This window comes from Ruegeria sp. O5, assembly GCF_056535105.1.
In genome coordinates this window covers 76183-101124 of sequence record NZ_JBQERN010000011.1, presented here as the reverse complement: position 1 = coordinate 101124, position 24942 = coordinate 76183, and the positions used below count along the sequence as shown (strand labels likewise).

The window sequence follows — 24942 nt, the reverse complement described above, 5'->3', positions numbered from 1 at the left end:
TACTTTGGCATTTACAGCTCAACATAGGCATTATATAGGTATCATCATGCTTAGGTCGAAAAACAATCCAATCATCGCGGCAGACGGCGGCGGAACGAACTGTCGGATCGCCTATGACGATGGCCAGCAGCGACTGGTGGTCGAGGTTGGCCCCGCCAACGTCGCCAGCGATTATGACGGCGCGATTGTGCGGCTGAAAGACGGCCTGAAGATGCTTGCAACCAAGCTCAATGTTCAGCCCGACACCCTGAGACCGGTACCGGCGTATTTTGGACTGGCCGGTGTTACCGGCGAGCAGATCGCCCAGCGAGTAGCCGCGGATTTGCCGTTGGACAGGATACTGGTCGAGGATGATCGTCACCCTGCGCTGGCGGGTGCGCATCAGGCAACCGATGGTGCAATCGCCCATTGCGGGACGGGTTCGTTTCTGGCCCTGCAATCGCAAGCCGGCCGACGCTTTGCCGGTGGCTGGGGCTCTGTGCTGGGGGATGAGGCTTCTGCTCAGTGGATTGGGCGCAGAGCGCTTTCCGTTACGCTGGATGCATGGGACGGGCTGGTCTCAATTTCCAACCTGACCGAGGCCTTGCTGAACGAATTTGGCAGTACAAGCGGCATTGTCGCTTTCGCGGCTGCGGCCCAACCTCATGAATTCGGCCAAATTGCGCGACAGGTGACAGCGGCAGCGAGGTCAGGGGATGAACGGGCGGTTTCGCTTATGCGCGAAGGCGCCGCGCATCTTTTGCGGGCACTGGAAGCAATGGGTTGGACCCCGGCCATGCCATTATGCCTGACCGGGGGTATTGGCCCCCATTACGAGGCGTATCTGCCGGATCGTGCGCGCGGCGCAGTAACAGAGCCCAAAGGTGCGCCTATCGACGGGGCCATCGCCTTGGCCCGAGCTTTTCAAGTGGAGCATTCGGCATGAACGCAGCATCCTTTCTGGCTTCTGACGACTGGCTCGAAAACAGCGGCGGGCCGCGTTATGTCCGGCTGCGTCAGCGACTGGAGGAAGGCATCGACGCTGGTGTCCTGCCCCCGAATTCCTCATTGCCGCCCGAGCGCGAGATCGCCGAGATTACCGGCCTGTCCAGGGTCACCGTGCGCAAGGCCATTCAGGAACTGGTGAAACAGGGCGCAATCGTGCAGCGGCAGGGTTCCGGATCTTTCGTACGGAACGCCGCACCGAAACTGGAACAATCGCTTTCGCATCTGACCTCGTTCAGCGAGGACATGCGCCTGCGCGGTATGGAATCAACCTCCAAGTGGTTGGAACGGGGTGTTTTTCTGCCATCCCCCGAGGAAACGGCGGTGCTCGGGTTGCCCGCTGACGGACAGGTGGCGCGCATTTGCCGCCTGCGAGAGGCTGGTGGACGCCCCATGGCAGTCGAACGTGCCTCGTTGCCATTGGACATTCTGCCAAATCCGCTTGCCGTGCGCGACTCACTCTATGATCTACTGGAAGAAAGCGGCTGCCGACCTGTTCGCGCCATCCAGAAGATTTCCGCCGTTAATCTTGAGGCTGAAGATGCCGCTCTGCTTGGCGTCGCGGAAGGCGCGGCAGGGCTGAGCATCCAGCGGATTTCCCATCTGGAAGGCGGGCGCGTCGCCGAGTTCACAAAATCCAACTATCGCGGCGATGCCTATGACTTTGTGGCTGAGCTGCGACTCACTCCATGATCTGCGATTCCGATGGAAAGGTTGCCCCGATGACCCCGAAAACGACCCTGATGCGTCAGGAAATCGAAGAAATTCCTGTCGCTGTTGAGCGATTACTCAGCAATGGCGGAGACGCCCTGAGCACAGCCGCGGACGTCGCCCGGAACGGAGGGCTGAAGTTCATGATTTCGGCGGCGCGCGGCTCTTCCGACCACGCCTGCACCTTTCTGAAATACGCAAGCGAATTGCTTCTTGGCTTGCCTATGGCATCCGTCGGCCCATCGGTCGCGTCAGTGTATGGCGCTGACCTGCATGTGGCCGGGGCGCTTTGCCTTTCTGTTTCACAATCAGGAAAAAGCCCGGATATCGTGCAGCTTACGAAAAATGCCCGAAAGGCCGGGGCCAGCACCGTAGCAATCACAAATGACCCATCTTCCCCCCTTGCACTGGCGGCTGAGGCGGCTTTGCCGCTGCACGCAGGCCCCGAGCTTAGTGTAGCAGCGACAAAAACCTTCGTGACCTCGCTGGTTGCCGGGCTTTGGCTACTGGCGGAACTGAAAGGCGACAAAGATCTTCTGGCTGCGCTGCGTGGCCTGCCAAAGCACCTTGATGCCGCCACACGGTGTGACTGGGGCAGAGCGGCGGCTGCCGTCACCCAAAGCTCGCTTTATACGCTCGGTCGCGGACCAAGCGTAGCGATCTCGAACGAGGCCGCGCTGAAATTCAAGGAAACCTGCCAGATCCATGCCGAAAGCTATTCCTCGGCCGAGGTGCTGCACGGCCCGGTCTCGATCGTGGAAGGCGGATTTCCGGTTATTGCCTTTGCCGCCAATGATCCGGCAGAGCCGCTGTTGGCCGAGGTTGCCGACACGCTCGCGGCCAAAGGGGCACAGGTATTTGCCACCAGCCCATTGGTCACAAAGGCCGAGGTGCTGCCTCATGTCCGCACGGATCATTGGCTAACGGACCCGGTGGCAGCTATCGTGTCCTTTTATTCAATGGTCGAGCAGGTCGCAGTACAGCGCGGGATCAACCCGGATGCGCCACGTCACCTGCGGAAAGTGACGGAAACGGTATGAGCGTCCAGGCGACCATCTACCACGGCGGGCTTGTTTATGACGGCACCAGTTTGCGTGACGGTGCCGCACTGCGGCTGGAGGCTGGCCGCATCACCGATATTGGCTTTGACGTGAAGACAAGCGCTGGCAAGCTTGTCGATCTGCAAGGCGACATACTGGCCCCCGGCTATGTTGACCTGCAAGTGAATGGCGGCGGCGGAGTGATGTTCAACGCCGCCCCGTCTGTCGAAACACTGGCACGCATCGCCAAGGCGCACCGGACGCTTGGGGCAACCTCGATCCTTCCCACCCTGATCACGGATACCGCAGCCAAGACCCGCGCCGCCATCGAAGCGGCCAAGGCGGCGGTAGCTGCGGGTGTTCCGGGGATCGCTGGCCTGCATCTGGAAGGGCCACACCTTTCGGTGGCTCGGAAAGGTGCCCATGATGCAGCCCTGATCCGCCCCATGGATGACGAGGACCTGACAACGCTTGTCGCGGCAGCACAAGCGCTACCCGCATTGATGCTGACGGTTGCGCCTGAAAACGTATCAATTGCGCAGGTAAAAGCGCTGGTCTCGGCCGGTGCCGTTGTATCGCTGGGCCACAGTGATGCGGATTTTGATATCTGCCTGTCTTATGCCAAGGCCGGTGCGTCCTGCGTGACGCATCTGTTCAATGCCATGAGTCAGCTGGGCAATCGATCTCCGGGGCTTGTCGGGGCGGTTCTGGCCTCGGGTCGATTGAACGCCGGACTGATCGCTGACGGCATTCACGTTCACCCCGAAGCCATGCGCACAGCCTGGGTCGCCAAGCGGGGCCCGAGCCGGATATTTCTGGTCAGCGATGCGATGGCACCGGCTGGCACGGACCAGCGCATGTTCGAACTGGAAGGCCGCCGCATTTCCCGCAAAGACGGGCGTTTGACACTGTCTGATGGTACTTTGGCGGGGGCTGATCTGGACTTGACCACAGCGCTGCGTGTCCTGACCACGCAAGCAGAAGTGCCGCTGGAAGACGCATTGGCAGCCGCAACTCGTATACCCGCCGAAGTGATGGGATTAACCGACGCGGGTCGGCTGGCCATAGGAGAGCAATGCCCGCTGATCCGTATTGCCAGAGATCTGAGCAACGTAGACGCGCTGGTTTGACCCAGTGTCATAAGACCTGCGCTGACAAAATCCAGAGTTTCTGCAACCAGTAGCCAATTCACTGAACGGGAACGGATTTCAGGTAAGCAGCAATGGCCAATCGGTCTTCATCGCTTAGTTTCGAGGTGTTCTCGATAACTTCGACCATTTCGCCTCCGGCGCTGTCATAATCCGGTGTGAAACCGGATTTCAGATATTCAGCGATGTCAGCCTCAGACCAGTCAAGCTGGGCAGTGGTCAGACCGGGGATGCGCCCTTTGCCGTTAGGATTTGGCGCTCCGGTCAGCCAAAGATCCCGCTTCAACCCTCCCAGTCCGTTTCGTGGTGTATGGCATTCTGAGCAGTGCCCCAAAGCTTCCACCAGATACCGGCCCCGGATTTGCTGATCGGTCAGATCACCTTCGACCACCCAGCCCGAGCCTGAAAACAGAAGCTTCCACAACCCCAGCCCGCGCCGGATGTTGAAAGGGAAACCGACGTCATGCGGGATACTTGCCGCATCAGACGCAGGCAGGGTGTTCAAAAACGCATGAAGCGCCGCGACGTCCTCGACCGTCATCTTGGCATAAGACGTATAGGGGAAGGCCGGGTAATAATGCTGTCCCTTTGGTCCTGTGCCGTGTTTCAAGGCATTGGCCAGATCTAGCGCAGACCATGATCCAATTCCGGCGTCTGGATCACTGGAGATGTTTGGAGCTACAAACGTACCGAAATCCGTTTCAAACCGGCGCCCGCCAGAAAGAACAAGCTTTTCTTCCTCGCGGGCATCCGAGGCCGAGTGGCATGAGGCGCATCCTGCTGAATAGAAAACAGACGCCCCTCTGGTCACGTCGGGGGTCAGACCGGCCAACTGTGCCGGATCAACTCTTTGCGGCCGGGTTAGCAGCAAACCGGCCAACCCAACCATAAGCATGACTAGAACGGCGAAAAGTAGAATGCGCCGCACTGATCGATACTCCTTTAATTTTCTGGTGCTCTGTAAGCTTTGTGACAGGCCGAGCAGGCTCCGCCAAGTTGGCTCATCGCCCCTTTCAGGGCTTCAACATCCTGACCTGCCGCAGCCTGCATCGCAACAGCGGCATCGGCCAGTGCCTGCCCTTTAGCGCCGACATCTGCAAAGTTCTCCCAAATAGCGGGCAAGGCGCGGGTCGACGGGTCTGACCCATTATCCGATCCGGCTGGCCACATCGCGGATTGGTCGATCTGCGACACGACGACGATATTATTTGCGGCACGCGTAGCCGCTTCGGCATCATATTCTGCCTCTCCCTTGGCCATGGCGCCCAGCGTTCCAAGGTTGAAAGCGTAAAGCTGCATAATCGAAGTCCGCGCTTTTACAGCCGGGTTTTCGCTATCCTGAGCAATTGCAGTTCCAACTACGGCCAAGGACAAAAGACCTGCCGCAAAGATCGAAGACTTCTTCATCATGGTGTGGCTCCCTGTTTAATGTGCCATATGATAGCTTGAACGATTTTTCTTGTAATTGTTTGTTATTCGGCCTCACTTGTTCATTTATGAACAACGACAACTGGGACGATATTCGATATGCCCTCGCCGTCAGCAAACACGGCTCGTTGAATGCGGCGGCGACAGCCCTGGGCGTTGCACATGCAACCGTCCTGCGCAGAGTTGCCGCCTTCGAACACCGATATGGCTGTGTTGTTTTTCGGAAAGACCCGTCAGGGTATTCGGTTCTTCCCGAAGCCAGAACAATTCTGTCCGCAATGGAAAGCGTTGAAGAGGCCGTGCTTTCGGTCGAACGCGCCGTTGTGGGCGCAAATCGTTCGCCTACGGGTCATGTGCGTATCGCGTCCACGGACAGCCTTTGCCAGTTTGTCCTGCCACAGATACTAAACTCAATTTCCGCTCTCTATCCCAGCCTCGAACTGACGATCCTCAGCGGAAACAGCCACCATGATCTGACCAGGTTAACCGCGGACATAGTTGTCCGCCCTTCGGTTCAACTAGGTGAAGGCTTGACTGGAGAGCGCGCAGGAACTTTGCACTTTGGGGTTTATTGTAACGGTACCCATGACCAAAAATGGATGCGGCTTGATGGGGCACTCAGCCGTTCACTTCCGGCGAAATGGTTGGCTGAACATGTGCGTGCCAATGAAATGACGAACGGAGCAGACAGTTTTCTGGTGCTTCAGCAGATGGTTGCATCCGGTGTGGGGAGAGCTTTTTTACCTGCGTTTATTGGCGACGCTGATCCCCGGCTTCACAGGTTGAACGACATTGATCCCGGGATCGAGGTTCCGCTTTGGGTCGCGACACTTGAGGAAATCGCACACACGCCAAGGTTTGCGGTCGTGCAACGGGCTTTGGTTGAACACCTGCCGCACGCACTGGCTGGATGACGTCACAATTTTAGCGTCTTGGTAGGTCGCTTTGCGTTGAAATCTCCGGCAAGTCGTGGCGGTTGCCCTATACCTGCAACTGGACGTCCTGCGCCGCGATGGTCAGGTTTTCACCGCCGCTCCAGGTAGTTCTTTCCGGATCTGTTTCGCCAAGACGTGTCGAAGGTACTTTGGGATGGGCCAGATATGCGACACCTCGCTTCGAACGTTTCAACGCAGGTGGTGAAAAGCCCCAGATAGAATGTGCCGACCGCGCTATTCATCATTTACAAATATAAACATTCATCTTAATGATTATGTATGAGCAGAGACCCAAATTTCTCCCGGCGCACCTTCCTGTCCCAAGGCGCATGTCTGGCGGCACTCTGCCTGCGACCCAGCTTTGCGATTGCGGAAATGACACTTGGTCAATCGGCAAGGATTTCAACTTTGTCGGATGGCTACTTGTCATTGCCACCCGAAATGGTCTTTGGGGCAATGCCCGAGGCAGAGCTGACAGAACTTCTGAACCGCCATCAAACAGATCTGACCAGATACGAGCCCGAGTGCAACATTGTGCTCTACCGCGATGACCAGAATACCATACTGTTCGACGTCGGGGCCGGGCCAGACTTCATGCAAACCGCTGGCAAACTTCCGGAAACTCTGGACGCCGTCGGGTTGTCTCCGGATGAGGTCACGCAGGTGATCTTCACCCATGCTCATCCGGATCACATCTGGGGTGTGCTGGACGACTTCGGAGATCCCCTCTTTCCCAATGCCAGATATCATCTTGGCCGCAAGGAATGGGACTATTGGTGGAACCCTGCAACCGTTGACACGATAGGAGCCGACCGCACGGCATTCGCGGTGGGCGCAAAGCGGCGCATGGAAGCCATCGAAGACATGGTTGCATTCTTTGATGATGGGCAGGAAATCCTTCCCGGTATCGCAGCACGCGCTAGTTTCGGGCACACGCCAGGACATATGGCGTTCGAAATTCGCAAAGGCGGTGACGCGGTGATGGTCGTGGGCGATGCGCTCGGCAATCCACACGTCGCGTTCGAGCGTCCAGACTGGCTGAGCGGTACGGATCAGGACCCCGGCGCCGCGGCAAGTGCCCGGAAATCGCTGCTGGATCAGATTTCTCATGCCCAAATGAAGATTATTGGATTCCATTTGCCAAATGGCGGAATTGGCCGTGTCGAAAAGGCCGGTTCGACCTATCGATTTATTGGAGAGCCTGCATGATGCGCGCATTGTTGATTGCCTGTACCCTGGCCACGCAAACCTGGGCCAGTGAGGATATTGCAGACCAGTACCCGCAGAGCGTTCTTTACTCGAAACCTGTCGAATTTATTCCCGGCGTCTTTTCCGCCATCGGTGCAACCGCACCCCCGACTTATGAGAATTCGGGCCACAACAATAACCTCAGCTTTATCGTAACCGGAGAGGGCGTTGTTGTCATCAACGGTGGCGCGGCCTATGTGCTTGCCGAAGCGCTTCATAAGGAGATTCAAGCGCTCACGGATCAGCCCGTGATGCTTGTCTTCAACGAAAACGGTCAGGGGCACGCTATGCTGGGGAACGCCTACTGGTCGGAACTTGGGGTGCCCATCGTCGCTCATTCAGATGCTGCGGCTGAATTCGAAGAATATGGGCCTCAAATCCTTGAAGGGATGCAGGCATATAACAAGGACAAGGCAAAAGGAACGTTTTTGGCCGGTCCGACAGAAACGTTTGACGATGAATACGTTGTCGAACTCGGCGATTTTCGCATCGAGGCCAAACATCTTGGACCTGCGCACAGCCCCGGCGACATTTCGATCTGGTTGCCCAATCAAAGCCTTGTCATCGCCGGTGACATGGCATTTCACGAACGTATGCTGCCGATCTTTCAGGACACCTACACTGCAGATTGGCTTGAGACCTGGGACAACGAATTCGAGGCACTGGAAGCCAGATATGTGATCCCCGGGCACGGTCATCCTACGAACATGGATCAGGTGCGCCGGTATACACGCGACTATCTGATCTACCTGCGCGCAAAGATCCAGGAACATATGGATGCTGGCGGGGATCTGGCCGAGGCCTATTACGTCGACCAAAGCCCTTATGCCCATTTGGACACGTTCGAAGAACTGGCCACGAAAAACGCGGGTCGGGTCTACGAACAGATGGAATTCGAATAAGTCAGGACCGCCGAAGAACGGGCATTCGCATCATCATCCGATGGGTGGCGACGGCCCCGACCCACATCGAGAAGACGGCAAGCCACGCAGTCAGCGACAAGGCCGATCCCCCGGACAATCCGGCACCAACGGCGCAGCCACCTGCCAACATTGCACCAAAGCCCATCAAGACGGCCCCGACAAGGTAACGCTCCATCGGAGTATCCGGGCCGAACTGTTCGATCTTCCACTCGCCGGACAGAACGGCAGAAACAGCGGCGCCAATTGCAACGCCCGGAACCAGACCAATGCCAAAGGACAGCGCAATGTTCCGTTCGGCCACCAGCGCCATCAATGTATCCGTTGCCGGGCCGGTGAACGTGACCGAAGACACCGGCACGACTTCGAAGGAGGCTTGTGCAATCGCAAATGTCATCAACCAGCCAAGCGCCACGGCGACACCAACTCCGGCGGCCGTGACAATCTTTGTCACTGTCACCTGCTGGCGCACTGCAAACACGACGGCCAGAACAAAGGTCCCTGCGGCAAAGACTGTGTACGCGATGGGCGAAAACCCAAGTAGTGCCGAAAGGTCGCGCGCATTGCCACCTGCGATCGTCCAAATACCGGAGAGCGTCTCGCGCGCGGGGCTGAGCACACCCGTGTAAGCCGCTTGCGCGACCAACGTCAGAACCAACCCCGTCACCATTGCCCGCAGGTTGCCGCATGAGGCCAACACCAACAGGCGCGACGCGCATCCGCGCGCCAAAATCATTCCGACGCCAAACATAAGACCGCCGATCACCGCCCCGCTCAGGCTGCCTGTTGACGCAATCGAACGCGCCCCGGACAAATCCAGCCATTCAATCGAAACGAACCCCTGAACCAGGGTCAGCGCCGACGTGAATGCGATCAGCCAGACGGCCAGACGGGGCCCAAGCTCGCCCTCAGCGACTTCAACAGTGGATGCCCGCAAGCAGAAATGAGATTTCTGAGCGGTAACTCCAAACAGGATGCCAACAAGCAAACCGGCTACAGCCAATGTGCCCGAATCTCCCAGCAGATCGATGAGGCGTTCCATAGACAAAAACTCTCACCTTTTTACGTGCCCGTCTTTGCCTTTCGTCAAGTTCTCACTGTGCAGCCATTGGCTTGCGCGCAAGCTGACACTGTGTCCACAACGCACCCAATGCCTCGACCAACCGGGTTACATCTTCTGACGAATGTACAGGTGACGGTGTGATCCGAAGACGTTCGGTGCCTTTCGGGACAGTGGGATAGTTTATCGGCTGGATATAAATCCCATAGTCGCGCATCAAGACATCCGAGATAAAGCGGCACTTAACCGGGTCGCCGACCATGACCGGGATTATGTGGCTTGGGTTGGGTGTGTGCGGTATGCCCAAAGCGTCCAGCCTGCCGCGAACCTCGCTTACGCGTTGCTGATGCAAACACCGTTCCGCATTGCTTTGCTTGAGGTGCCGAACGGATGCTGCGGCACCGGCGGCGACGGCCGGGGGCAATGCGGTGGTAAAGATAAACCCGCTGGCAAAGGAACGGACAAAGTCGACAAGTTCCTTTGACGCCGCGATGTATCCACCAACCACGCCGAACGCTTTGCCCAACGTGCCTTCGATGACCGTCAGGCGATCCATCAACCCTTCGCGTTCGGCGATGCCACCACCACGCGGCCCATACAGCCCTACTGCATGAACCTCGTCCAGATAGGTCATCGCGCCGTACCGATCCGCCAGATCGCAGATTTCGGCGATTGGTGCTATATCGCCATCCATCGAGTACACACTTTCAAACGCGATCAGTTTTGGCGAGTTGGACGGCAGGTTCATGAGATGTCGTTCAAGGTCCTTCAAATCGTTATGCTTCCAGACCCGCTTTGCGCAACGACTGTGGCGGATACCCTCGATCATCGACGCGTGGTTCAATTCGTCGGACAGAACCGTGATACCGGGAATTCGAGAGGCCAGAGTTCCCAAAGCAGCCCAATTTGAAACATACCCGGACGTGAATAGCAGCGCTGCTTCCTTGCCATGCAGATCTGCAAGCTCGCGCTCAAGCAGAACATGCTCATGCGCGGTCCCCGAAATATTCCGGGTCCCGCCAGCCCCTGCGCCGCAGCTATCAATCGCCCGGTGCATGGCTGCCAGAACCTTTGGATGCTGACCCATTCCCAGATAGTCGTTCGAGCACCAGACAGTGACTTTCTCAGGTCCGTTTTCTGCGTGGTTGTGTGCAGTTGGAAATGCTCCGCAATGACGCTCAAGCTCGGCGAAGACCCGGTAATTTCCTTCGTCCTGCAATTGCCTCAACTGGTCACGAAAATACTGTTGGTAGTCCATGTCAGTTTCCAACGGCTTCTTCTACGATACCGGCCAACAGGGCTTCGACTTTCTCCATCGGTCCGTCAGGATAGCTTCGGTAGCCCACTTTGACACCGCCTTCGTCCTCGGCCACGAAGATCCCGTAGGGGCAATAGCCGATATTCATCGGGTCGGCCTCCATCATCTCGCGCGAGAGCTTTGCGGAACAGAAGATAAATATCTCAGCGGCTGTGAAGATTTGCTTGTCGCTGCCGACATCCGCCCCCGTCCGATTCAGCATGTCACCAACATGGCTCACATAATCGATAACCAGCCCCTGCCCAACAATTGCTGATTCAACGGCAAAGGTTGCATCATCAAAGCTCCCGTCAAAGGGAACGGCAATGACCTCCTCAGCAATAACCGGGTTTGCCAATACAACTGAAAGTGCGGCTGATGCGATAAAGTGTTTCATGATGATGTTCCTCCTCCTGAACCACATTTCTTCAGATTTCACCGCCAAGGTTTTGACACCGGTCAAAGCCTTGGCGTTTCTTAGCCGAACATGTCCGATGTGATACCAGCATACCAACCCAGCGACTCTTGGTAGGTTGCTTTTCTCAGGTCGGAATCTTCGCCGGTTTGGCTGATAAAGCCATCCACCTTGGCAATCTTTTCAGGCGTCGCCTCATAAGTGGCACCGACCTTGACCCCGTCATCCGTATCAATGAGAGACCAGCACGTGTTCGAGAACTTGGCCGGGAAGATCTTTGATCCGGTCAATGCGCCACGAACCGCATTGGCACAGACTTTCGCCTGGCTGTTGGCCGAAAAACCGGATTTCGGCATGTCACCTTGCTGGCTGGCATCACCAAGAACATAGATGTCAGGATCAGCTTTCGATGACATGTTCACCGCGTTCACCGGTGCCCAGTTGCCATCGGTTACACCGGCCATTTCCGCAATACGCCCGGCTTTCATGGCCGGGATCACGTTGCAGACGTCGACCTTGGTTTCTTCACCGTCGATGGTCACCGTCATGGCATCCGGATTGACCGAGACATTGCCGCCGCCAAAATCCTCTCCGATCCAGTCGATCATGCCTTCGTAGTGGTCGGCCCACCCCTCCTGGAACAAAGACATCTTGGAGAATTTGGCTTTCGGATCAGCAATGATGATTTTCGCTGTCGGATTGTTCGCCTTCAGAACATGCGCAACCATCGAAACCCGCTCATAAGGTCCGGGCGGGCAACGGAACGGGTTCGGTGGTGCGACCATCGCAAAGGTTCCGCCTTCGGGCATCGCCAGAACCTGCGCCTTCAACAGCTCGGTTTGAGAGCCCGCCTTATACGCATGCGGCATCTTGTTCTGTGCAGTTACATCCCACCCCTCGACCGCGCCGTCGACAAAGTCGATACCCGGGCTCAGGATCAATTTGTCATAAGGAATGGATCCGCCACCTGCCAATGAGACAGTTTTGGAGTCGCGGTCGACGCCCACGGCCCAATCGTGAACCACGTTGATACCGTATTTTGCGGCAAGCGTGCCATAGCTGTGCGCAATGTCCGAAAGCTCTTGAAACCCGCCCAGATACAGGTTCGAGAAAAAACAGGTGTAATATGTTCTGGACGGCTCGATCAGGGTGACATCAATCTCACCCTTGCTGTCTTTGGCGATATAGCGGGCCGCGGTTGCGCCGCCTGCCCCGCCCCCGACCACCACGACACGGGGCTTGCCCTGCGCCAGCACCATCGGGGCCGACAGCCCGGCGGCAAGTACCCCTGCGGTTCCCAGAAATGTCCGTCTGTTGAGTGTCATCGCGTTTCCTCCCCTTAGGCATTGTCACTGTGGATTGTTGAAGTAAGCGGCCAGTGCCGCGATCTCATCGTTGCTCAGGCGGCCCGCGATCATCTGCATGACGGGATGAGGCCGCTGCTTATCCTTGTAGGCGTGCATGGCGACAACAAAATCCTGGTCGGGCCAGTAAACGATCGAAGGAATCCCATCATCGCCACCCTCTATCTGGTGGCACGTCGTGCATTCGCTGCTCAGGTATTCGCCATATTCGGGATCACCTTGGATCGCGAGGATTTCGGGATTGACGGAATGGTCCGTTCCCTTTGCCGTTGGGTCGGCTTCGGGGATGTCTTGCGGGTTGTCGGAAAACACACGCAAATAGGCAATTACATTGGCCCGGTCTTCCGGGTTCTCGAGCCCGCGAAAGCTCATTCTGGTGCCGGATGCGAATGCGCGGGGGTTTTCAATGTAAGCCGACAATGTGTCGGCATGCCATTCCAGACCCGAGGTACCCGCACGGATCAGGCTTTTGGAATAGGTGAACTCCTCAAGCCCGGCAGCCCGGCGGCCAAAAATACCATTCAGGTGCGGACCGATCCTGTTTTCAGCGCCCGCGCCGACCTGATGACATCCTTCGCATTGGGCAAACACAAGTTTGCCAGCTGCTGCATCGCCAAGGTCCTCAGTCGCGGCGGCAGCGGTTGCCAGGATACTCGCAGCAAACATGACACCTGTTGCCCACCGCCGCCACATGATCAGCTTCCGAACGACTTAAGGTAAACAATGACAGCGTCGATATCATCCTGTTTCTTGAGGCCGGCAAAGGACATACGTGTCCCCTTCATATAGGCTTTGGGTTTGGCCAGAAATGCAGCCATTTCTTCATCTGTCCAAACCAACCCATCCTCGGCAGCAGCTTTCATCGCCTGAGAGTACTTAAAGCCTTCGGCACCAGCCGCATTGGCACCGGCGACACCGTTCAGTGCCGGACCGGTGCGATGCTTGGCCCCGTCCCCGACCTGATGGCAGGACTTGCACTTCTTGAAAACTTTTTCGCCATTTTCGATCATCTCAGGATCAAGTGCCGCTATGTCCTCAGCAGGTTCATCAACTTCGACGGATGCTTCTTCGGAAACAGCCGCCTGGTCCGGACTGTCAGCCCCGGCTTCGTCAGGCGTTACATCCAGAACGGCGGCGCGCTTGGTGATTTCCACGCCTTCTTTGCAATCCGTCATGCATGGCTCATCCGTCCAGAAATGCGCCTCGGCCGCTTCGCGGTCATCCACGATGAAACCCCCGGCATTCGGCATTTCCACTTCAAGGAAATTTTCGTGCGACAGCGTGAACTCATCATCAACGATGTCGTTGGAATACAGTATATAAGCGACAATCGCGTAAACTTCGTCAGGCTCCAGCGTTTGTGCGTCTCCAAACGGCATCGAACGGTTCACATAATCCCATACCGTCGAAAGGTGCGGCCAGTAAGAGCCTACTGTTTTCAGCGGGTCTTTATCTGCAAGCGTGCCCTCGCCGCCCGCCAGTTTCGGCCAGTTGTCCACACCTTCAGCAAAATCGCCATGACAGATCGCGCACCGTTCGGCAAAGACCTCTTCGCCGGTGAACACGTCGCCAGAACCTTCGGGCAATCCGGTTCCGTCAGGTGCAATGTCGTGGTCCCACGCCGCGATTTCTTCGGGCAACGCAGGGCGCCCAAGTCCTAGCTTGTCTGCATGGGCTGGAACCGCCACGCTCAACCCAAGGGCCGAGGCGGCCAATAGCTTACGATACTTCGACATTTTCCGCCTCTCCGTTTTCCTTGATCCACCAGGTCTGGATACAATTGTTGTGGTAGATCGAGTTCTCGCCCCGCACGTCCCGCAGTTGAGCTTTGCTGGGTTGGACGTAACCGGTCGAATCCTTCGCGCGGGCCTGTAACAGCATCTCTGAACCGTCCCAGTTATAGTCCAGATAAAACCGGGTCAGCGCCTTGTCTGTCCCGGGGGCCGCCAGACGTGCCGGAACCCAGTTCTTGCCACCATCCACCGACACGTCGACGCCGGTAATCGAACCCCGACCGGACCAGGCCAACCCGGTGATCACCAACGGTCCGGGTCCATGGGTTATCGGCGCTTGCGGGCTGGGCGATGTGACGACCGATTTGGCGTCCATGACCCATGTCCACTTGCGTGATGTTCCGTTTTCGAGAGTATCCGTATACTTGGATGTCTCTTCGCGGCTTTCGATAGCCATCTCGGTGACCTCGACCCGGCGCAGCCACTTGACCCACATGTTGCCTTCCCAGCCGGGAACGACAAGACGAACGGGATATCCGTGTTCTTTGCGCAAAGCCTCGCCATTGGCTTTGAATGCTACAAGTACGTCATCCATCGCCTTTTCCAGCGGGATCGAGCGACCATTCGAGGAAGCATCCGCGCCTTCGACGTAAACCCATTTGCCTTCGGGCTTTACCCCGGCCTCTTCCAGCAGAGTGCGCAGCGGAACACCGGAATATTCCATGTTGTGGATCATTCCGTGCGTGAACTGCGCGCCGTTGAGCTGCGCACCGGCCCATTCCATACCCGTATTGGCAGCGCATTCGCAGAAATAGATACGGTTCTCGCGCGGGAAACGTTCCAGATCTTCATATGTGAAAATCAGCGGAGTTTCGACCAGACCGTTGATCATCAGACGGTAGTCCGCCTTGCTCAGTTCGATCGCACCCGAATGGTGCCGCTCGAATGCGCATCCCTGCGGGGTGATCGTGCCGTCCAGCGCGTGGATCGGCGTGAAATTGATCGAACTGATTGTGTCTGCGGTCAACCACTCGACGTTGCGCCGTACGACATCACTCTCGAATTGGATTGGCAGGCCGTAGGGGGTTGCATCTACACCTTCGCCCGTTGCCTGTGCCCATTCCTGAACCTGAGTGATCAGCGGGTCAGGGCCTGCGGCGCGCGCCGCTGAGGCACCGACCGCACCTACGCCAACCGCGGCAGCACCGCTTAGAAACTGGCGACGCGATGGGGCTTTTGCCCTTGGATTCTCGCTCATTTTGTTTGCCTCCGTCATTCGATCAGCAAATCTTGTATTCAATGTTTGACATTCGGTTCGCGCTGTCAGGCTCCGATCACCTCGACCGATGTATTCGGCTCGACGGTGACGGTGCCCTGATTACGAATGTGGTTTTCGACGACATCCCAGATGGGCGGGCCTTCGGTGCCCTCGTTGACGCTGGCCCAACCGGCCACAACATAGGATTTCGCCGGATCAATCGCCTCACCTGTCTTGAGCAGGGTCATGTCGCTGATCCGCTGCCCTTGCGGTTTGGTGACATCGATACGGTATCCAAGGCCGCCGACACGCACCATGTCGCCACCCTGCTGGTAATAGGGATCGGGGTTGAACAGGTTGTCGCCAACATCCTCGAGGATCACGTGAATGAATTCACCCGTCATTTCCGTACGATACGCATTCGGATAGGACATCGAAGTAACATTCCAGATATCCTCACGCGTGATCTCCTGACCGGGTAGGATCGACGGACCCCAGCGCACACCCGGCGACATGGCAATATCCGCCTCGCGCTCGCTGATCAGTGCATCGCAGATCAGATCGTCCCACGTGCCATTGAAGTTTCCGCGCCGATACAGCAGCGAGTCCGTCTTGCCGATCACTTCGCTTAGTGCCGCATCATATGGTGCGCGCTGTTCGTTGATCAGGGCAGTGATTGCCGGATCAGGCGCGATGACGTCTGAAAAGATCGGGATCAGCTTGTGCTTCAGCCCCATCATCTGGCCATCCCGCACGTCCAGATCAACGCGGCTGACGAATTTGCCGTTCGAGCCAGACGCGATGATATGCGTCTTTTCGACTAGAACCGGTTCAGGCAAAGCGTCATGGGTGTGACCGCTCAGGATTACATCAATCCCCTGAACGCGGCTCGCCATCTTTTTGTCCACGTCAAAGCCGTTATGGCTGAGGACGACGACAACATCGGCACCTGCGTCGCGCACCTCGTCCACCATGGCCTGCATGTTCTCATCCCGGATCCCGAACGAGTATTCCGGGAACATCCAACTGGGGTTGGCAATTGGCATATACGGGAAAGCCTGTCCGATGACGGCAACCTTGGCCCCGCCGCGTTCGAAGAACTTGTAGGGCTTGAAAAGCTCCGCAGGTTCATCCCATTCCGCGTCAAAGATATTCTGACCCAACGCCGCAAAAGGCAAACCTTCAACGATCTCGTTGACCCGCTCGCTGCCCAACGTGAACTCCCAATGGAATGTCATCGCATCGGGCTTGAGTGCATTCATCACGTTGACCATGTCCTGACCCGCTGTCTGATAGCAGGTATACGAGCCATGCCAGGTATCGCCCCCATCCAGCAACAACGCATCTGGCCGGTCGGCACGGATGGCGTTGATAACGGTCGAGACCCGGTCAAGCCCTCCGACGCGGCCATAGGTCTTCGCCAATGCAGCAAAGTCATTGTAAGTCAGCGCATAGGCGGACGGGCTGCCATCTTCGATCCCGTAAGCCTTGCGAAATGCGGCCCCCGTCACATGCGGCATTTGCCCGCGCGCGTCTCCGATGCCCAGGTTGACCTCGGGCTCGCGGAAGTAAATCGGTTTGAGCTGCGCGTGGATATCCGTGATATGAATCAGGCTGATATTTCCGAAGGTCTCAAATTCCAGCAACTGGTCCTGGGTCAGGCTTTGCTGGGCTGCCAGCCTTGCCCAGTTCCCGAAACCGGATGCCCCGTACAGCGCTGAGGCCGCCATGGAGACCTGTAGAAAATCACGTCGCGATATCATCTGTTGGCTTTCCTATTTCACATATAAATGTGTGAATGTGGCAGAAATGAAAAACCCGCGCCCGGAAATCCCGGCGCGGGTTCTTTGTTACTGACGCACGGCTGGCGTTTCGACCGAAAGGCCGTTGCCGCGCGATGCTACATAAAGCTCCAGCGCCCGGAATTCGTCCGAACCTTCAGCAAAGGTTTCAGCGCGTGTATCACGAATACAGCCGCGGAAGCGGTTGTGACGCGAGATCAGCTTGGCCTGCTTCAGACGATAAGTCGGGAAACCGTTGATCATCCCCTGGCTCAGATGGTCGGCCCGGATCATGTTGCCCCAATTGTCTTCGTGACAGTTGGCGCAGCTCAACTCCAGCTGACCATATCGGGTGTAGTACATTTCCTTGCCTTGCTCCCAATATGGGGCAGCATCGCCGTCAATGGCGACATTCATGGGCAGCCCTCGTGACTGAAAGGCAATCAGCGCGACCATGCCCTGCATATCGGCACCAGACCATTTCCACGCATCTGCTTCCATGCGTTCCGTACGGCACTTGTTGATCAGATCTTCCATCACAACCAGCTTGCCGGTTTCCGCATCGACCTTCGGCATGGACGCTTGCAGCCCTTTGAAGCTTTCCACATCATCGTGGCACGAAGAGCAACTTTTGCCAGCCGCGCCATCGACAGCCTCATAAAGATCAGCGGCCTGGTCGACAAAGATCATAGCCGGGTTGTCGAAATCGTCGATCTGCAACGCCTGCGTTTCATCGGTCCTGAAATGCCACCCCGAGTAGATCGTATCGAAGTTCTCGACATGGGCCGGGGCCTCGGTCACCGAAACCATTTCCAGTTCTTCGTTGATCACCAGCTTGTCTTCGTCAGGTCCAGCTGCCACTGAAACCGGGAAAGCCAGAACTGCCGCGATCGCCGTGAGTGCTTTTTTATTCATTGCGTTCCTCCCTTGGGTGATCAGCGCAGGTTTTTACCACCGGCGCTGATCTGCCGTTACGGTCGAGCCGTCAGGCGATCTCGATCGGTTTTTTTGTGTCGTAAACGGACCCGTCATCGTCATACCACGTGAAAACGAATTCCCCGGCTTCAGGCACGGTTGCATCGAACTGAAAGTACGGGTTTGTCGAAATCGCCGGCTCCATCGTCACGTCTATCACCAGCTCTCCGTTAAACTCGCAGGTGAACCGATTGATGATCGAGCGCGGAATGACGTTGCCTTCCTTATCCTTACGCTGGCCACTTTCCATATTGTGGCTGATCAGTGTTTTGATCGTGATTGCTTCGCCAGCAGCGGCTGTTTTTGGAACCTTGACGCGGGGTTTTACACCGGATGCCATTGGTTGTTCTCCTGTTCTTCAGGGCGCGTGGCGATCAGCCGCCGCAGCCGCCAATTGTCACTTTTACGGTTGCCGAGGCCTTGGCAAAGCTGCCATCAGCCATTTTGGCCACAGCAATGACATCTTGCGTTCCTGCAAGACGAATGCGGGTCGAAGCCGCCTGTGCAGCAGCCAGCGGGCCAAAGTTGAACGTGGCAACGCCGGGCTCGGGGTTTCCGGCCGCTACGATCAGGATCGCAGCCGCACCCGGCGCGCTGACTTCGATCGGAACGGTGTTTCCGTTCTCGGCAATTTCCGGCGCCGTCAGTGTCACACCGCCGTCGGCCATGTCTGCACCGCCAGTAAACGCGGCTATCGCGTCTTCCGCAGCCGCATTTGCGCGGAACGGCATCAGGGTCAGGACCGCAGCGCCCAGACCAAGAGCCAGAGTCTCGCGACGAGAAAATTCCATTTTCAATCTCCTTTGGATCCTCACGAATTCACGCCTGAAAGCGTGATTATTGTTCTTTTAGGGTTGCGAGGAACGCGACGACGTCCTCGATTTCCTGTGCAGTCAGGATTGACGTCAAAGGCCCTGACGGAGCTTTGCCAGTATAGGCGTCGCCCGGGCGGATATAGCCGTCATCCTTGTAGAAGGCCGGCATGACCGTTCCGTCAAACGTCATCTTGGCATTTGCGACCAGTCCTCGAAGCTCCGCCTCGGACCACCGGTCCCCGGCCCCATCCAGCAGCGGACCGACTTCGCCATGGAACGGAATATCCGCCAAAGCAGTGACCTGATGACAGGCCACACAGTTGCCCTTGGATTTCTCGCCCACGATGACCGCACCGTTTGCCGCATCGCCAGCCACGCCGGTCAATGAAGCCTCCACCGCGCCATAATCGTCGAACTGTACCTCTTTTGGTCCTGTTTCTGCCGCGATGGCGGCACTGCCTGTTATGATACAAGCCAAAGTCAAGTGTCTCAGCTTCATGATCCCTCCCATTTGCTACCGCGCCGATGGCGCTTTGCGACCCAAAGCCTCTGTGTACCGTAGTCGACGGGCAGGGTTCATCGCAACATTAAATTCATCTTAATGAATTTTTTTATTTATACTGCGCTGCGTCAATCTTGCGAAACATTGTTTCGTTCTTGAATGCGGCGCGCATGATACCGTTGAAAATCTTCCCCATTATCAAGCTCGTACCGTTTTTCATTGACCCAGGTAAAAAGATCGAGGGTCGTTCCCTTCGAGAACGCCCCGGGCATGACCGCAACGGCCGCTTCGATTGCTGTGGCATCCTCTGACACGTCCTCCGGCAGGAAAACCAAAGTAGGGGTGAACAGAATCCCCCATTTGCGCATCAGTGATCTTTGCTCGGCTTCTTCTCCGTCAAAATCGACGGCCATCGTACTTCCGTGTAAGTCCAGCTGAACGACGAAGAAGTTTTCCTCGATATACGCAGACAGGTCGGGTTCGGGGAAAACCTCTTCATGCATCTTTTTGCAGTAGATGCAGCCCTGTTGTTCAATGAACAGAACCAACCGCTTGCCTTCCCCCGTCGCCTCTTCAAGGTCTTCACGAAGGTCTTTGAACGTGTCCCGCATCCACGGCGTTTTATGCAGACCGTCGTCCCCCAGTTCAGCCGCGGAAACCGCCCCAGCAAACAGCCCCGCAATCAAGAACAATACTATCCGTTTCATGGTGTTCTCCCGAATTAGCCAATGGCCGCCAGCCAAGGCATGTGATCCAGCATCCATTGTGCGATTAGATTTATGGAATTGGTCGCGATCAGGATGCCAAAAAGAATCAGTAAGACACCCATCGCCTTTTCAATCATTCCCAGATGTTTCCGGAAACGTGCCATCCATTGCATGAATGGCCGAACCAGAAAGGCTGCCAGAACAAACGGCGCTGTCATGCCAACCCCATAGACGAACAAAAGCACGGCACCACGCCAGGCGGTCTCGGTTCCGGCCGCTGTGAACAGGATCGCCGCCAGGACCGGCCCGACGCAAGGCGTCCAGCCAAAGGCAAAAGCCAACCCCAGAACATATGCCCCGATCACGCTTACATTTGTCGTCTCGCCGATATCTGCACGAAACTGTCGATACAGGAACCCGATGCGGAAAAGACCCAGAAAATGCAGGCCCATCGCGATGATGATGAGCGCAGCGATCCATCGCAGAATGTCGAAATACGCGCGAACCAGCTGACCAAAGATCGACGCCGTGGCCCCAAGCGCCATGAAGACCGTGATGATCCCTGCAGCAAAAGCAATCGCTGACAGGGTCGCCCGGCGGCGAACATCCGGGGTGATCGTCGAACCGGCCGAAATCTGCTCCATCCCGACGCCTGCAAGATAGCTGAGGTAGAAAGGGACAATGGGCAGAATGCAGGGGGACAGGAACGACAAAAGCCCCGCGATCAGAGCCCCTGCAAACGTGATGTCGAGCATGGTCAAATCCGTCCAGACAGGTTACTATTCACACATTCAAAATAATAAAGATGTACCACCCAGGTCAATCGGAGCTTTTGATGCGTCACGTAATACATACATTGCTCGTCATCACATTGCTGATCTGGCCTGCTGCGTCTCGGGCTGAAATGGTGTTGCTGATGGCCGAAGAAGACGGGTGCATGTGGTGCGCCCGCTGGGACGCCGAAATTTCCGAAATCTACCCGCTGACAGCGGAAGGAAAAGCTGCCCCACTGCAACGAACGGACATCCACGCAACCACGCCCGAAGGGATTACCCTGGACCGGCCGCTTTTTTATACGCCGACCTTTGTATTGCTGGAGGACGGTCAAGAAATCGGCCGGATCGAAGGTTATCCTGGCGAAGACTTTTTCTGGGGGCTATTGGGTGTTTTACTACGTGACGCCGGAGTTAAGATCGAGAGCTCTGGTTAAATCCTCGGGATTTACATATACTGTTTTGAATACGTGAAGCCACGAAAGCGAGATGATCTTGTTGGACAAACCGTCGAAACTGCCCGTGTTCACCAAGGACATGTGCAACGAGGACTTGGACAGGATGATGGATAACGCCCAGACGGCGTCCAATTTCCTCAAGGCGATCAGCCATGAGGGGCGGCTGATGATTCTGTGCTATTTGTCATCAGGGGAAAAATCCGTCACGCAGATGGAGGAAATGTTGTCGGCCAGACAGGCTGCCGTTTCCCAACAATTGTCCCGCTTGCGCTTTGAAGGGCTGGTCAAGACACGGCGGGAAGGCAAAACGATCTACTACAGATTGGCGGACGACCGGTCGACTCAGATCCTGGAAGTCGTCTACAATCTTTTCTGTCGGGACAAATAGAAGCCCGCGAGAAACACCGCCAGCTTTGGGAGGAGACTGGCCATGTTCGAACTTCTGGGAGACGCCAATACAGTTGCGCTGATCGGTCTGGTTGGCGGCATTGTACTTGGTCTTGCCGCGCGCATTGGGCGGTTCTGCACCTTGGGTGCGATTGAAGATTATCTTTATGCAAATGACGACCGGCGCCTGCGTATGTGGGCCGTTGCGATAGGTGTTGCGATTGTCGGCAGCCATTTGGGCATAGCGTTAGGGTGGATTGATCCGCTCAGCACGACCTATATTGCGCAGACATGGAATCCGATCGGATCGGTCATTGGCGGATTAATGTTCGGATATGGCATGGCCATCAGCGGAAACTGCGGCTATGGCGCGCTTGCACGCCTTGGCGGCGGCGACCTTCGGTCATTCGTCATTGTCCTGATCGTGGGCCTTTCCGCATATATGGTCATGTCCGGCCCTCTGGCCTATGTCAGGATCTGGCTTTTCCCCGAAGCCATGGATCTCGGTAATCCTCAAAGCGTCAGCTTCCTTGCCGAACGGCTGACGTCGATACCGGCATGGGTTACAGGAACGCTTGTCGGCTCTGCCATAGTAGTATTTGCCCTGACAAATGATCGGTTTCGCAAATCACCTGCGCAGGTTTTTTGGGGTGCGGCGGTCGGATTGGCAGTCGTTTCAGGCTGGCTTGGCACCAATTGGGTGGCCACACACGGGTTTGAAGGTGAGACCTTGCAAACACACACGTTTGCCGCGCCTTTGGGTGATACCGTGTTCTATCTCATGACCGCCTCAGGCAACACGCTCTCGTTTGCGGTCGGTTCGGTTTCAGGGGTTCTGATTGGGGCTTTCCTCGGGTCATGGTCAAAAGGTCATTTCCGCTGGGAAGCCTGCGAAGATCCACGTGAACTTAAGCGGCAGATGCTGGGAGCGGCAATTATGGGACCCGGAGCAATAATTGCGGTTGGGTGCAGCGTCGGGCAAGGCATCTCCGCTTTTTCTCTGCTGGCCTATAGCGCGCCTATAACCTTTGCGGCGATCTTTGCCGGAGCAGCTCTTGGCCTGCGACAGCTTGTGTCAGGATTGTCTTTCATTCCCGAGCGTTAAGCCCCACCACACGCTACGGTTTCTTCGTACAGTCCCTGCGCAGGTTTTCGGCGCATGCTTCAAGCACCGAAAACCTGCAGCAGACCCTTCTCTCAGCCATTGGCCATGATGGAATCCAGTGTGTCGTGTTCCGCTACAAAATGGTCTGGTGCGACCTCCTGCAGCTTTGGAACATAATCACTGCGACCGTTGACCAGCCGACTGGGCAAGAAACGCAACGCGGCTTTGGGATCCAGCGGCGATGGCAGCTCACCCGGCAGTTTGAGGCGCTGCCGCGTCCGCTCTACATCCGGGTCCGGTATCGGCACGGCCGAAATCAGCGATTGAGTATAAGGGTGGATCGGTTCCGAGCAGATCACCTCACCGTCACCCATTTCCACAATTCGCCCGAGATACAGAACCATGATCCGGTTCGATACCGCACGCACAACCGACAAGTCATGGCTGATGAAAATCATCGACAGGCCAAATTCCTGCTGAAGTTCCTTTAGCAGCTCGACAATCTGCGCCTGAATGGAAACGTCGAGCGCTGAAACCGCCTCGTCGCAGATAATCAGCCTGGGCTTGTTGATCATCGCCCGCGCAATGCCGACGCGCTGGTTCTGCCCTCCGGACAGCTCGTGCGGGTAACGGTTGATCATGTTGGCCTGTAGACCAACCCGCTCCATCATCTCGGCGACCATCTGTTTGCGTTCCCGGTCCGTCAGATCGGGGCGGTAGGTTTTCAGCGGCTCAGCAATCGACGCTGAAATGGTCATGCGTGGATCAAGACTGGCCAACGGGTCTTGGAACACGATCTGCAGGTCCTTGCGGTATTTGTTCAGCTCGGATCGCTTCAAGCCGACGATCGGATGGCCCAACCAGCTGACGCCGCCCGCGCTGGGTTCGATCAGTTGCAAGACCGCGCGCGCCAGCGTCGATTTTCCACAACCGGATTCGCCCACGACACCCAGAGTTTCGCTCTTGCGAATATCAAAGCTGACACCGTCGACAGCTTTCAGCGGAACCTTGCGCCCGAACAACCCGCCAGAGACATGAATGGGGAAATGAACCTTGACATCATCAACCTTGAGAAGGGGTTCTTCGGCCTTTTCCAAAGCGCGCGGTGCGTCGCCGGAATCAATCCGGGGCATCGCCTCCAGCAGGGCCCGCGTGTATTCATGTTGCGGATTTCGGAACAGCGCGCGTGTTTCACCGGCTTCGACGAATTCACCCATCCGCATGACCTGAACCCGGTCGCACATGCGCGCAACGACGCCCATGTCATGTGTGATCAGTGCAATTGCGGTGCCTTCATCCTTTTGCAGATGAACCATCAGATCAAGGATGTCTGCCTGAACCGTAACATCCAGCGCCGTCGTCGGCTCGTCCGCAATAAGCAGTTTGGGACTGCACAGCATCGACATCGCAATCATCACACGCTGTCGCATTCCACCGGATAATTCGTGCGGGAACTGGTCCAGACGGCGGCCCGCTTCGGGAATGCGCACCCTGTCCAACCACTCCAGACAGCGCGCGCGCGCGGCTGACCCCTTCAGGCCCTCGTGGACCTGCAGCACTTCACGCATCTGTTGCCCAATCTTCAGATGTGGCGTTAATGCAGTCAGAGGATCCTGAAAGATCATGCCGACATCGTCGCCGCGGATCTGGTTCAGCTTGTTCACCGGCAGGTTCAAAATCTCCTGACCGTTCAGCTTGGCTGACCCGCTGGCGTGTCCGGCAGAGGGCAACAAACCCATAGCGGCCATGAAAGTCTGGCTTTTGCCGGATCCACTTTCACCAACGATACCAAGGCATTCGCCCGGATTAATATCAAAACTGATATCCTTGACCGCCTCAACGACACCATCGGGGGTGTCAAACCGGACGCTCAGGTTCTTTACGGAAAACAGACTCAT

The 24942-nt window shown here is 56.7% G+C and carries 27 protein-coding genes; 10 read left to right on the top strand and 17 right to left on the bottom strand.

Going from position 1 to position 24942, the window contains the following annotated elements; genetic code table 11:
- Positions 1 to 46: 46 nt before the first annotated feature.
- The 4 genes from ACR0M3_RS14345 to nagA are packed head-to-tail and all read left to right on the top strand — an operon-like array spanning position 47 to position 3865.
- Entirely contained in the window at positions 47 to 925 is an 879-nt protein-coding gene (locus ACR0M3_RS14345) for a glucosamine kinase nucleotide-binding domain-containing protein (protein ID WP_480911405.1), read from the top strand.
- The gene (locus tag ACR0M3_RS14340) at positions 922 to 1677 is read left to right on the top strand and encodes a GntR family transcriptional regulator (protein ID WP_209597491.1); all 756 of its coding nucleotides are present in this window, start codon (positions 922 to 924) and stop codon (positions 1675 to 1677) included. The genes ACR0M3_RS14345 and ACR0M3_RS14340 overlap by 4 nt, the downstream gene beginning before the upstream one ends.
- 29 nt (positions 1678 to 1706) lie before the next feature.
- The gene (locus tag ACR0M3_RS14335) at positions 1707 to 2735 is read left to right on the top strand and encodes an SIS domain-containing protein (protein WP_209507519.1); all 1029 of its coding nucleotides are present in this window, start codon (positions 1707 to 1709) and stop codon (positions 2733 to 2735) included.
- A complete protein-coding gene (nagA, locus tag ACR0M3_RS14330) occupies positions 2732 to 3865 on the top strand; it encodes an N-acetylglucosamine-6-phosphate deacetylase (RefSeq protein WP_480911404.1) in 1134 nt (377 codons plus the stop codon). The genes ACR0M3_RS14335 and nagA overlap by 4 nt, the downstream gene beginning before the upstream one ends.
- A 58-nt stretch (positions 3866 to 3923) precedes the next feature.
- On the opposite strand, the gene ACR0M3_RS14325 is transcribed toward nagA, so the two are convergent.
- Positions 3924 to 4811, bottom strand: a complete 888-nt coding sequence (locus tag ACR0M3_RS14325) for a c-type cytochrome (RefSeq protein ID WP_480911403.1) — start codon at positions 4809 to 4811, stop codon at positions 3924 to 3926.
- A 14-nt stretch (positions 4812 to 4825) separates the two neighbouring features.
- Positions 4826 to 5293, bottom strand: coding sequence for a c-type cytochrome (locus ACR0M3_RS14320; protein WP_480911402.1), 468 nt, complete (start codon positions 5291 to 5293; stop codon positions 4826 to 4828).
- A gap of 86 nt (positions 5294 to 5379) precedes the next feature.
- Here ACR0M3_RS14320 and ACR0M3_RS14315 point away from each other — a divergent pair, with 86 nt between their 5' ends.
- The 3 genes from ACR0M3_RS14315 to ACR0M3_RS14305 all read left to right on the top strand — a co-directional run bounded on the left by ACR0M3_RS14315 (position 5380) and on the right by ACR0M3_RS14305 (position 8396).
- Positions 5380 to 6225, top strand: a complete 846-nt coding sequence (locus ACR0M3_RS14315; protein ID WP_480507636.1) for a LysR family transcriptional regulator — start codon at positions 5380 to 5382, stop codon at positions 6223 to 6225.
- 300 nt (positions 6226 to 6525) lie between these two features.
- Positions 6526 to 7455 carry an MBL fold metallo-hydrolase gene (locus ACR0M3_RS14310; RefSeq protein WP_480911401.1) on the top strand — a complete coding sequence of 310 codons (930 nt, stop codon included), beginning with the start codon at positions 6526 to 6528 and terminating at the stop codon, positions 7453 to 7455.
- The gene (locus ACR0M3_RS14305) at positions 7452 to 8396 is read left to right on the top strand and encodes an MBL fold metallo-hydrolase (RefSeq protein ID WP_480773808.1); all 945 of its coding nucleotides are present in this window, start codon (positions 7452 to 7454) and stop codon (positions 8394 to 8396) included. Before ACR0M3_RS14310 ends, ACR0M3_RS14305 begins: the two co-directional genes overlap by 4 nt.
- Position 8397: 1 nt before the next feature.
- Here the strand turns inward: ACR0M3_RS14305 and ACR0M3_RS14300 are convergent, their stop codons facing one another.
- From ACR0M3_RS14300 to ACR0M3_RS14235, 14 genes are all read right to left on the bottom strand, one after another.
- Entirely contained in the window at positions 8398 to 9456 is a 1059-nt protein-coding gene (locus ACR0M3_RS14300) for a YeeE/YedE family protein (RefSeq protein WP_480773809.1), read from the bottom strand.
- Positions 9457 to 9508: 52 nt separating this feature from the next.
- A complete protein-coding gene (gene hemA, locus ACR0M3_RS14295) occupies positions 9509 to 10732 on the bottom strand; it encodes a 5-aminolevulinate synthase (protein WP_480773810.1) in 1224 nt (407 codons plus the stop codon).
- A 1-nt stretch (position 10733) separates the two neighbouring features.
- Complete coding sequence (locus ACR0M3_RS14290) at positions 10734 to 11168, bottom strand: DUF302 domain-containing protein (RefSeq protein ID WP_480488033.1); 435 nt, start codon at positions 11166 to 11168, stop codon at positions 10734 to 10736.
- 80 nt (positions 11169 to 11248) lie between these two features.
- The gene (locus ACR0M3_RS14285) at positions 11249 to 12511 is read right to left on the bottom strand and encodes an FCSD flavin-binding domain-containing protein (protein ID WP_480911400.1); all 1263 of its coding nucleotides are present in this window, start codon (positions 12509 to 12511) and stop codon (positions 11249 to 11251) included.
- A gap of 24 nt (positions 12512 to 12535) precedes the next feature.
- The gene (locus ACR0M3_RS14280; RefSeq protein ID WP_480911399.1) at positions 12536 to 13216 is read right to left on the bottom strand and encodes a c-type cytochrome; all 681 of its coding nucleotides are present in this window, start codon (positions 13214 to 13216) and stop codon (positions 12536 to 12538) included.
- A gap of 29 nt (positions 13217 to 13245) precedes the next feature.
- Positions 13246 to 14286, bottom strand: coding sequence for a c-type cytochrome (locus ACR0M3_RS14275; protein WP_480483435.1), 1041 nt, complete (start codon positions 14284 to 14286; stop codon positions 13246 to 13248).
- Positions 14270 to 15541 carry a sulfite dehydrogenase gene (gene soxC, locus ACR0M3_RS14270; protein WP_480911398.1) on the bottom strand — a complete coding sequence of 424 codons (1272 nt, stop codon included), beginning with the start codon at positions 15539 to 15541 and terminating at the stop codon, positions 14270 to 14272. Before soxC ends, ACR0M3_RS14275 begins: the two co-directional genes overlap by 17 nt.
- A 65-nt stretch (positions 15542 to 15606) precedes the next feature.
- A complete protein-coding gene (gene soxB / locus ACR0M3_RS14265) occupies positions 15607 to 17304 on the bottom strand; it encodes a thiosulfohydrolase SoxB (RefSeq protein WP_480507619.1) in 1698 nt (565 codons plus the stop codon).
- A gap of 87 nt (positions 17305 to 17391) precedes the next feature.
- Entirely contained in the window at positions 17392 to 18237 is an 846-nt protein-coding gene (soxA, locus tag ACR0M3_RS14260) for a sulfur oxidation c-type cytochrome SoxA (protein WP_209507504.1), read from the bottom strand.
- Positions 18238 to 18307: 70 nt separating this feature from the next.
- The gene (gene soxZ, locus ACR0M3_RS14255; RefSeq protein WP_209507503.1) at positions 18308 to 18637 is read right to left on the bottom strand and encodes a thiosulfate oxidation carrier complex protein SoxZ; all 330 of its coding nucleotides are present in this window, start codon (positions 18635 to 18637) and stop codon (positions 18308 to 18310) included.
- 34 nt (positions 18638 to 18671) lie between these two features.
- Complete coding sequence (gene soxY, locus ACR0M3_RS14250; RefSeq protein WP_209507502.1) at positions 18672 to 19088, bottom strand: thiosulfate oxidation carrier protein SoxY; 417 nt, start codon at positions 19086 to 19088, stop codon at positions 18672 to 18674.
- A gap of 46 nt (positions 19089 to 19134) precedes the next feature.
- Positions 19135 to 19611 (bottom strand): sulfur oxidation c-type cytochrome SoxX, encoded by a 477-nt coding sequence (gene soxX, locus ACR0M3_RS14245; protein ID WP_267366181.1) that lies wholly within the window; start codon positions 19609 to 19611, stop codon positions 19135 to 19137.
- Positions 19612 to 19742: 131 nt separating this feature from the next.
- A complete protein-coding gene (locus ACR0M3_RS14240) occupies positions 19743 to 20321 on the bottom strand; it encodes a thioredoxin family protein (protein ID WP_480911395.1) in 579 nt (192 codons plus the stop codon).
- A 14-nt stretch (positions 20322 to 20335) separates the two neighbouring features.
- A complete protein-coding gene (locus ACR0M3_RS14235; protein WP_267366182.1) occupies positions 20336 to 21076 on the bottom strand; it encodes a cytochrome c biogenesis CcdA family protein in 741 nt (246 codons plus the stop codon).
- An 80-nt stretch (positions 21077 to 21156) separates the two neighbouring features.
- Between ACR0M3_RS14235 and ACR0M3_RS14230 the strand changes: the two genes are divergently transcribed.
- Genes ACR0M3_RS14230 through ACR0M3_RS14220 form a run of 3 tightly spaced genes read left to right on the top strand, consistent with a single transcriptional unit; the run spans position 21157 to position 23044 of the window.
- A complete protein-coding gene (locus ACR0M3_RS14230; RefSeq protein ID WP_480911394.1) occupies positions 21157 to 21531 on the top strand; it encodes a hypothetical protein in 375 nt (124 codons plus the stop codon).
- A 52-nt stretch (positions 21532 to 21583) separates the two neighbouring features.
- Positions 21584 to 21940: an ArsR/SmtB family transcription factor gene (locus ACR0M3_RS14225; protein WP_209507497.1), complete on the top strand. Its 357-nt coding sequence runs from the start codon at positions 21584 to 21586 to the stop codon at positions 21938 to 21940.
- Positions 21941 to 21982: 42 nt separating this feature from the next.
- A complete protein-coding gene (locus ACR0M3_RS14220) occupies positions 21983 to 23044 on the top strand; it encodes a YeeE/YedE family protein (protein WP_480911392.1) in 1062 nt (353 codons plus the stop codon).
- 92 nt (positions 23045 to 23136) lie between these two features.
- Here the strand turns inward: ACR0M3_RS14220 and ACR0M3_RS14215 are convergent, their stop codons facing one another.
- Positions 23137 to 24942 carry an ABC transporter ATP-binding protein gene (locus ACR0M3_RS14215; protein ID WP_480911391.1) on the bottom strand — a complete coding sequence of 602 codons (1806 nt, stop codon included), beginning with the start codon at positions 24940 to 24942 and terminating at the stop codon, positions 23137 to 23139.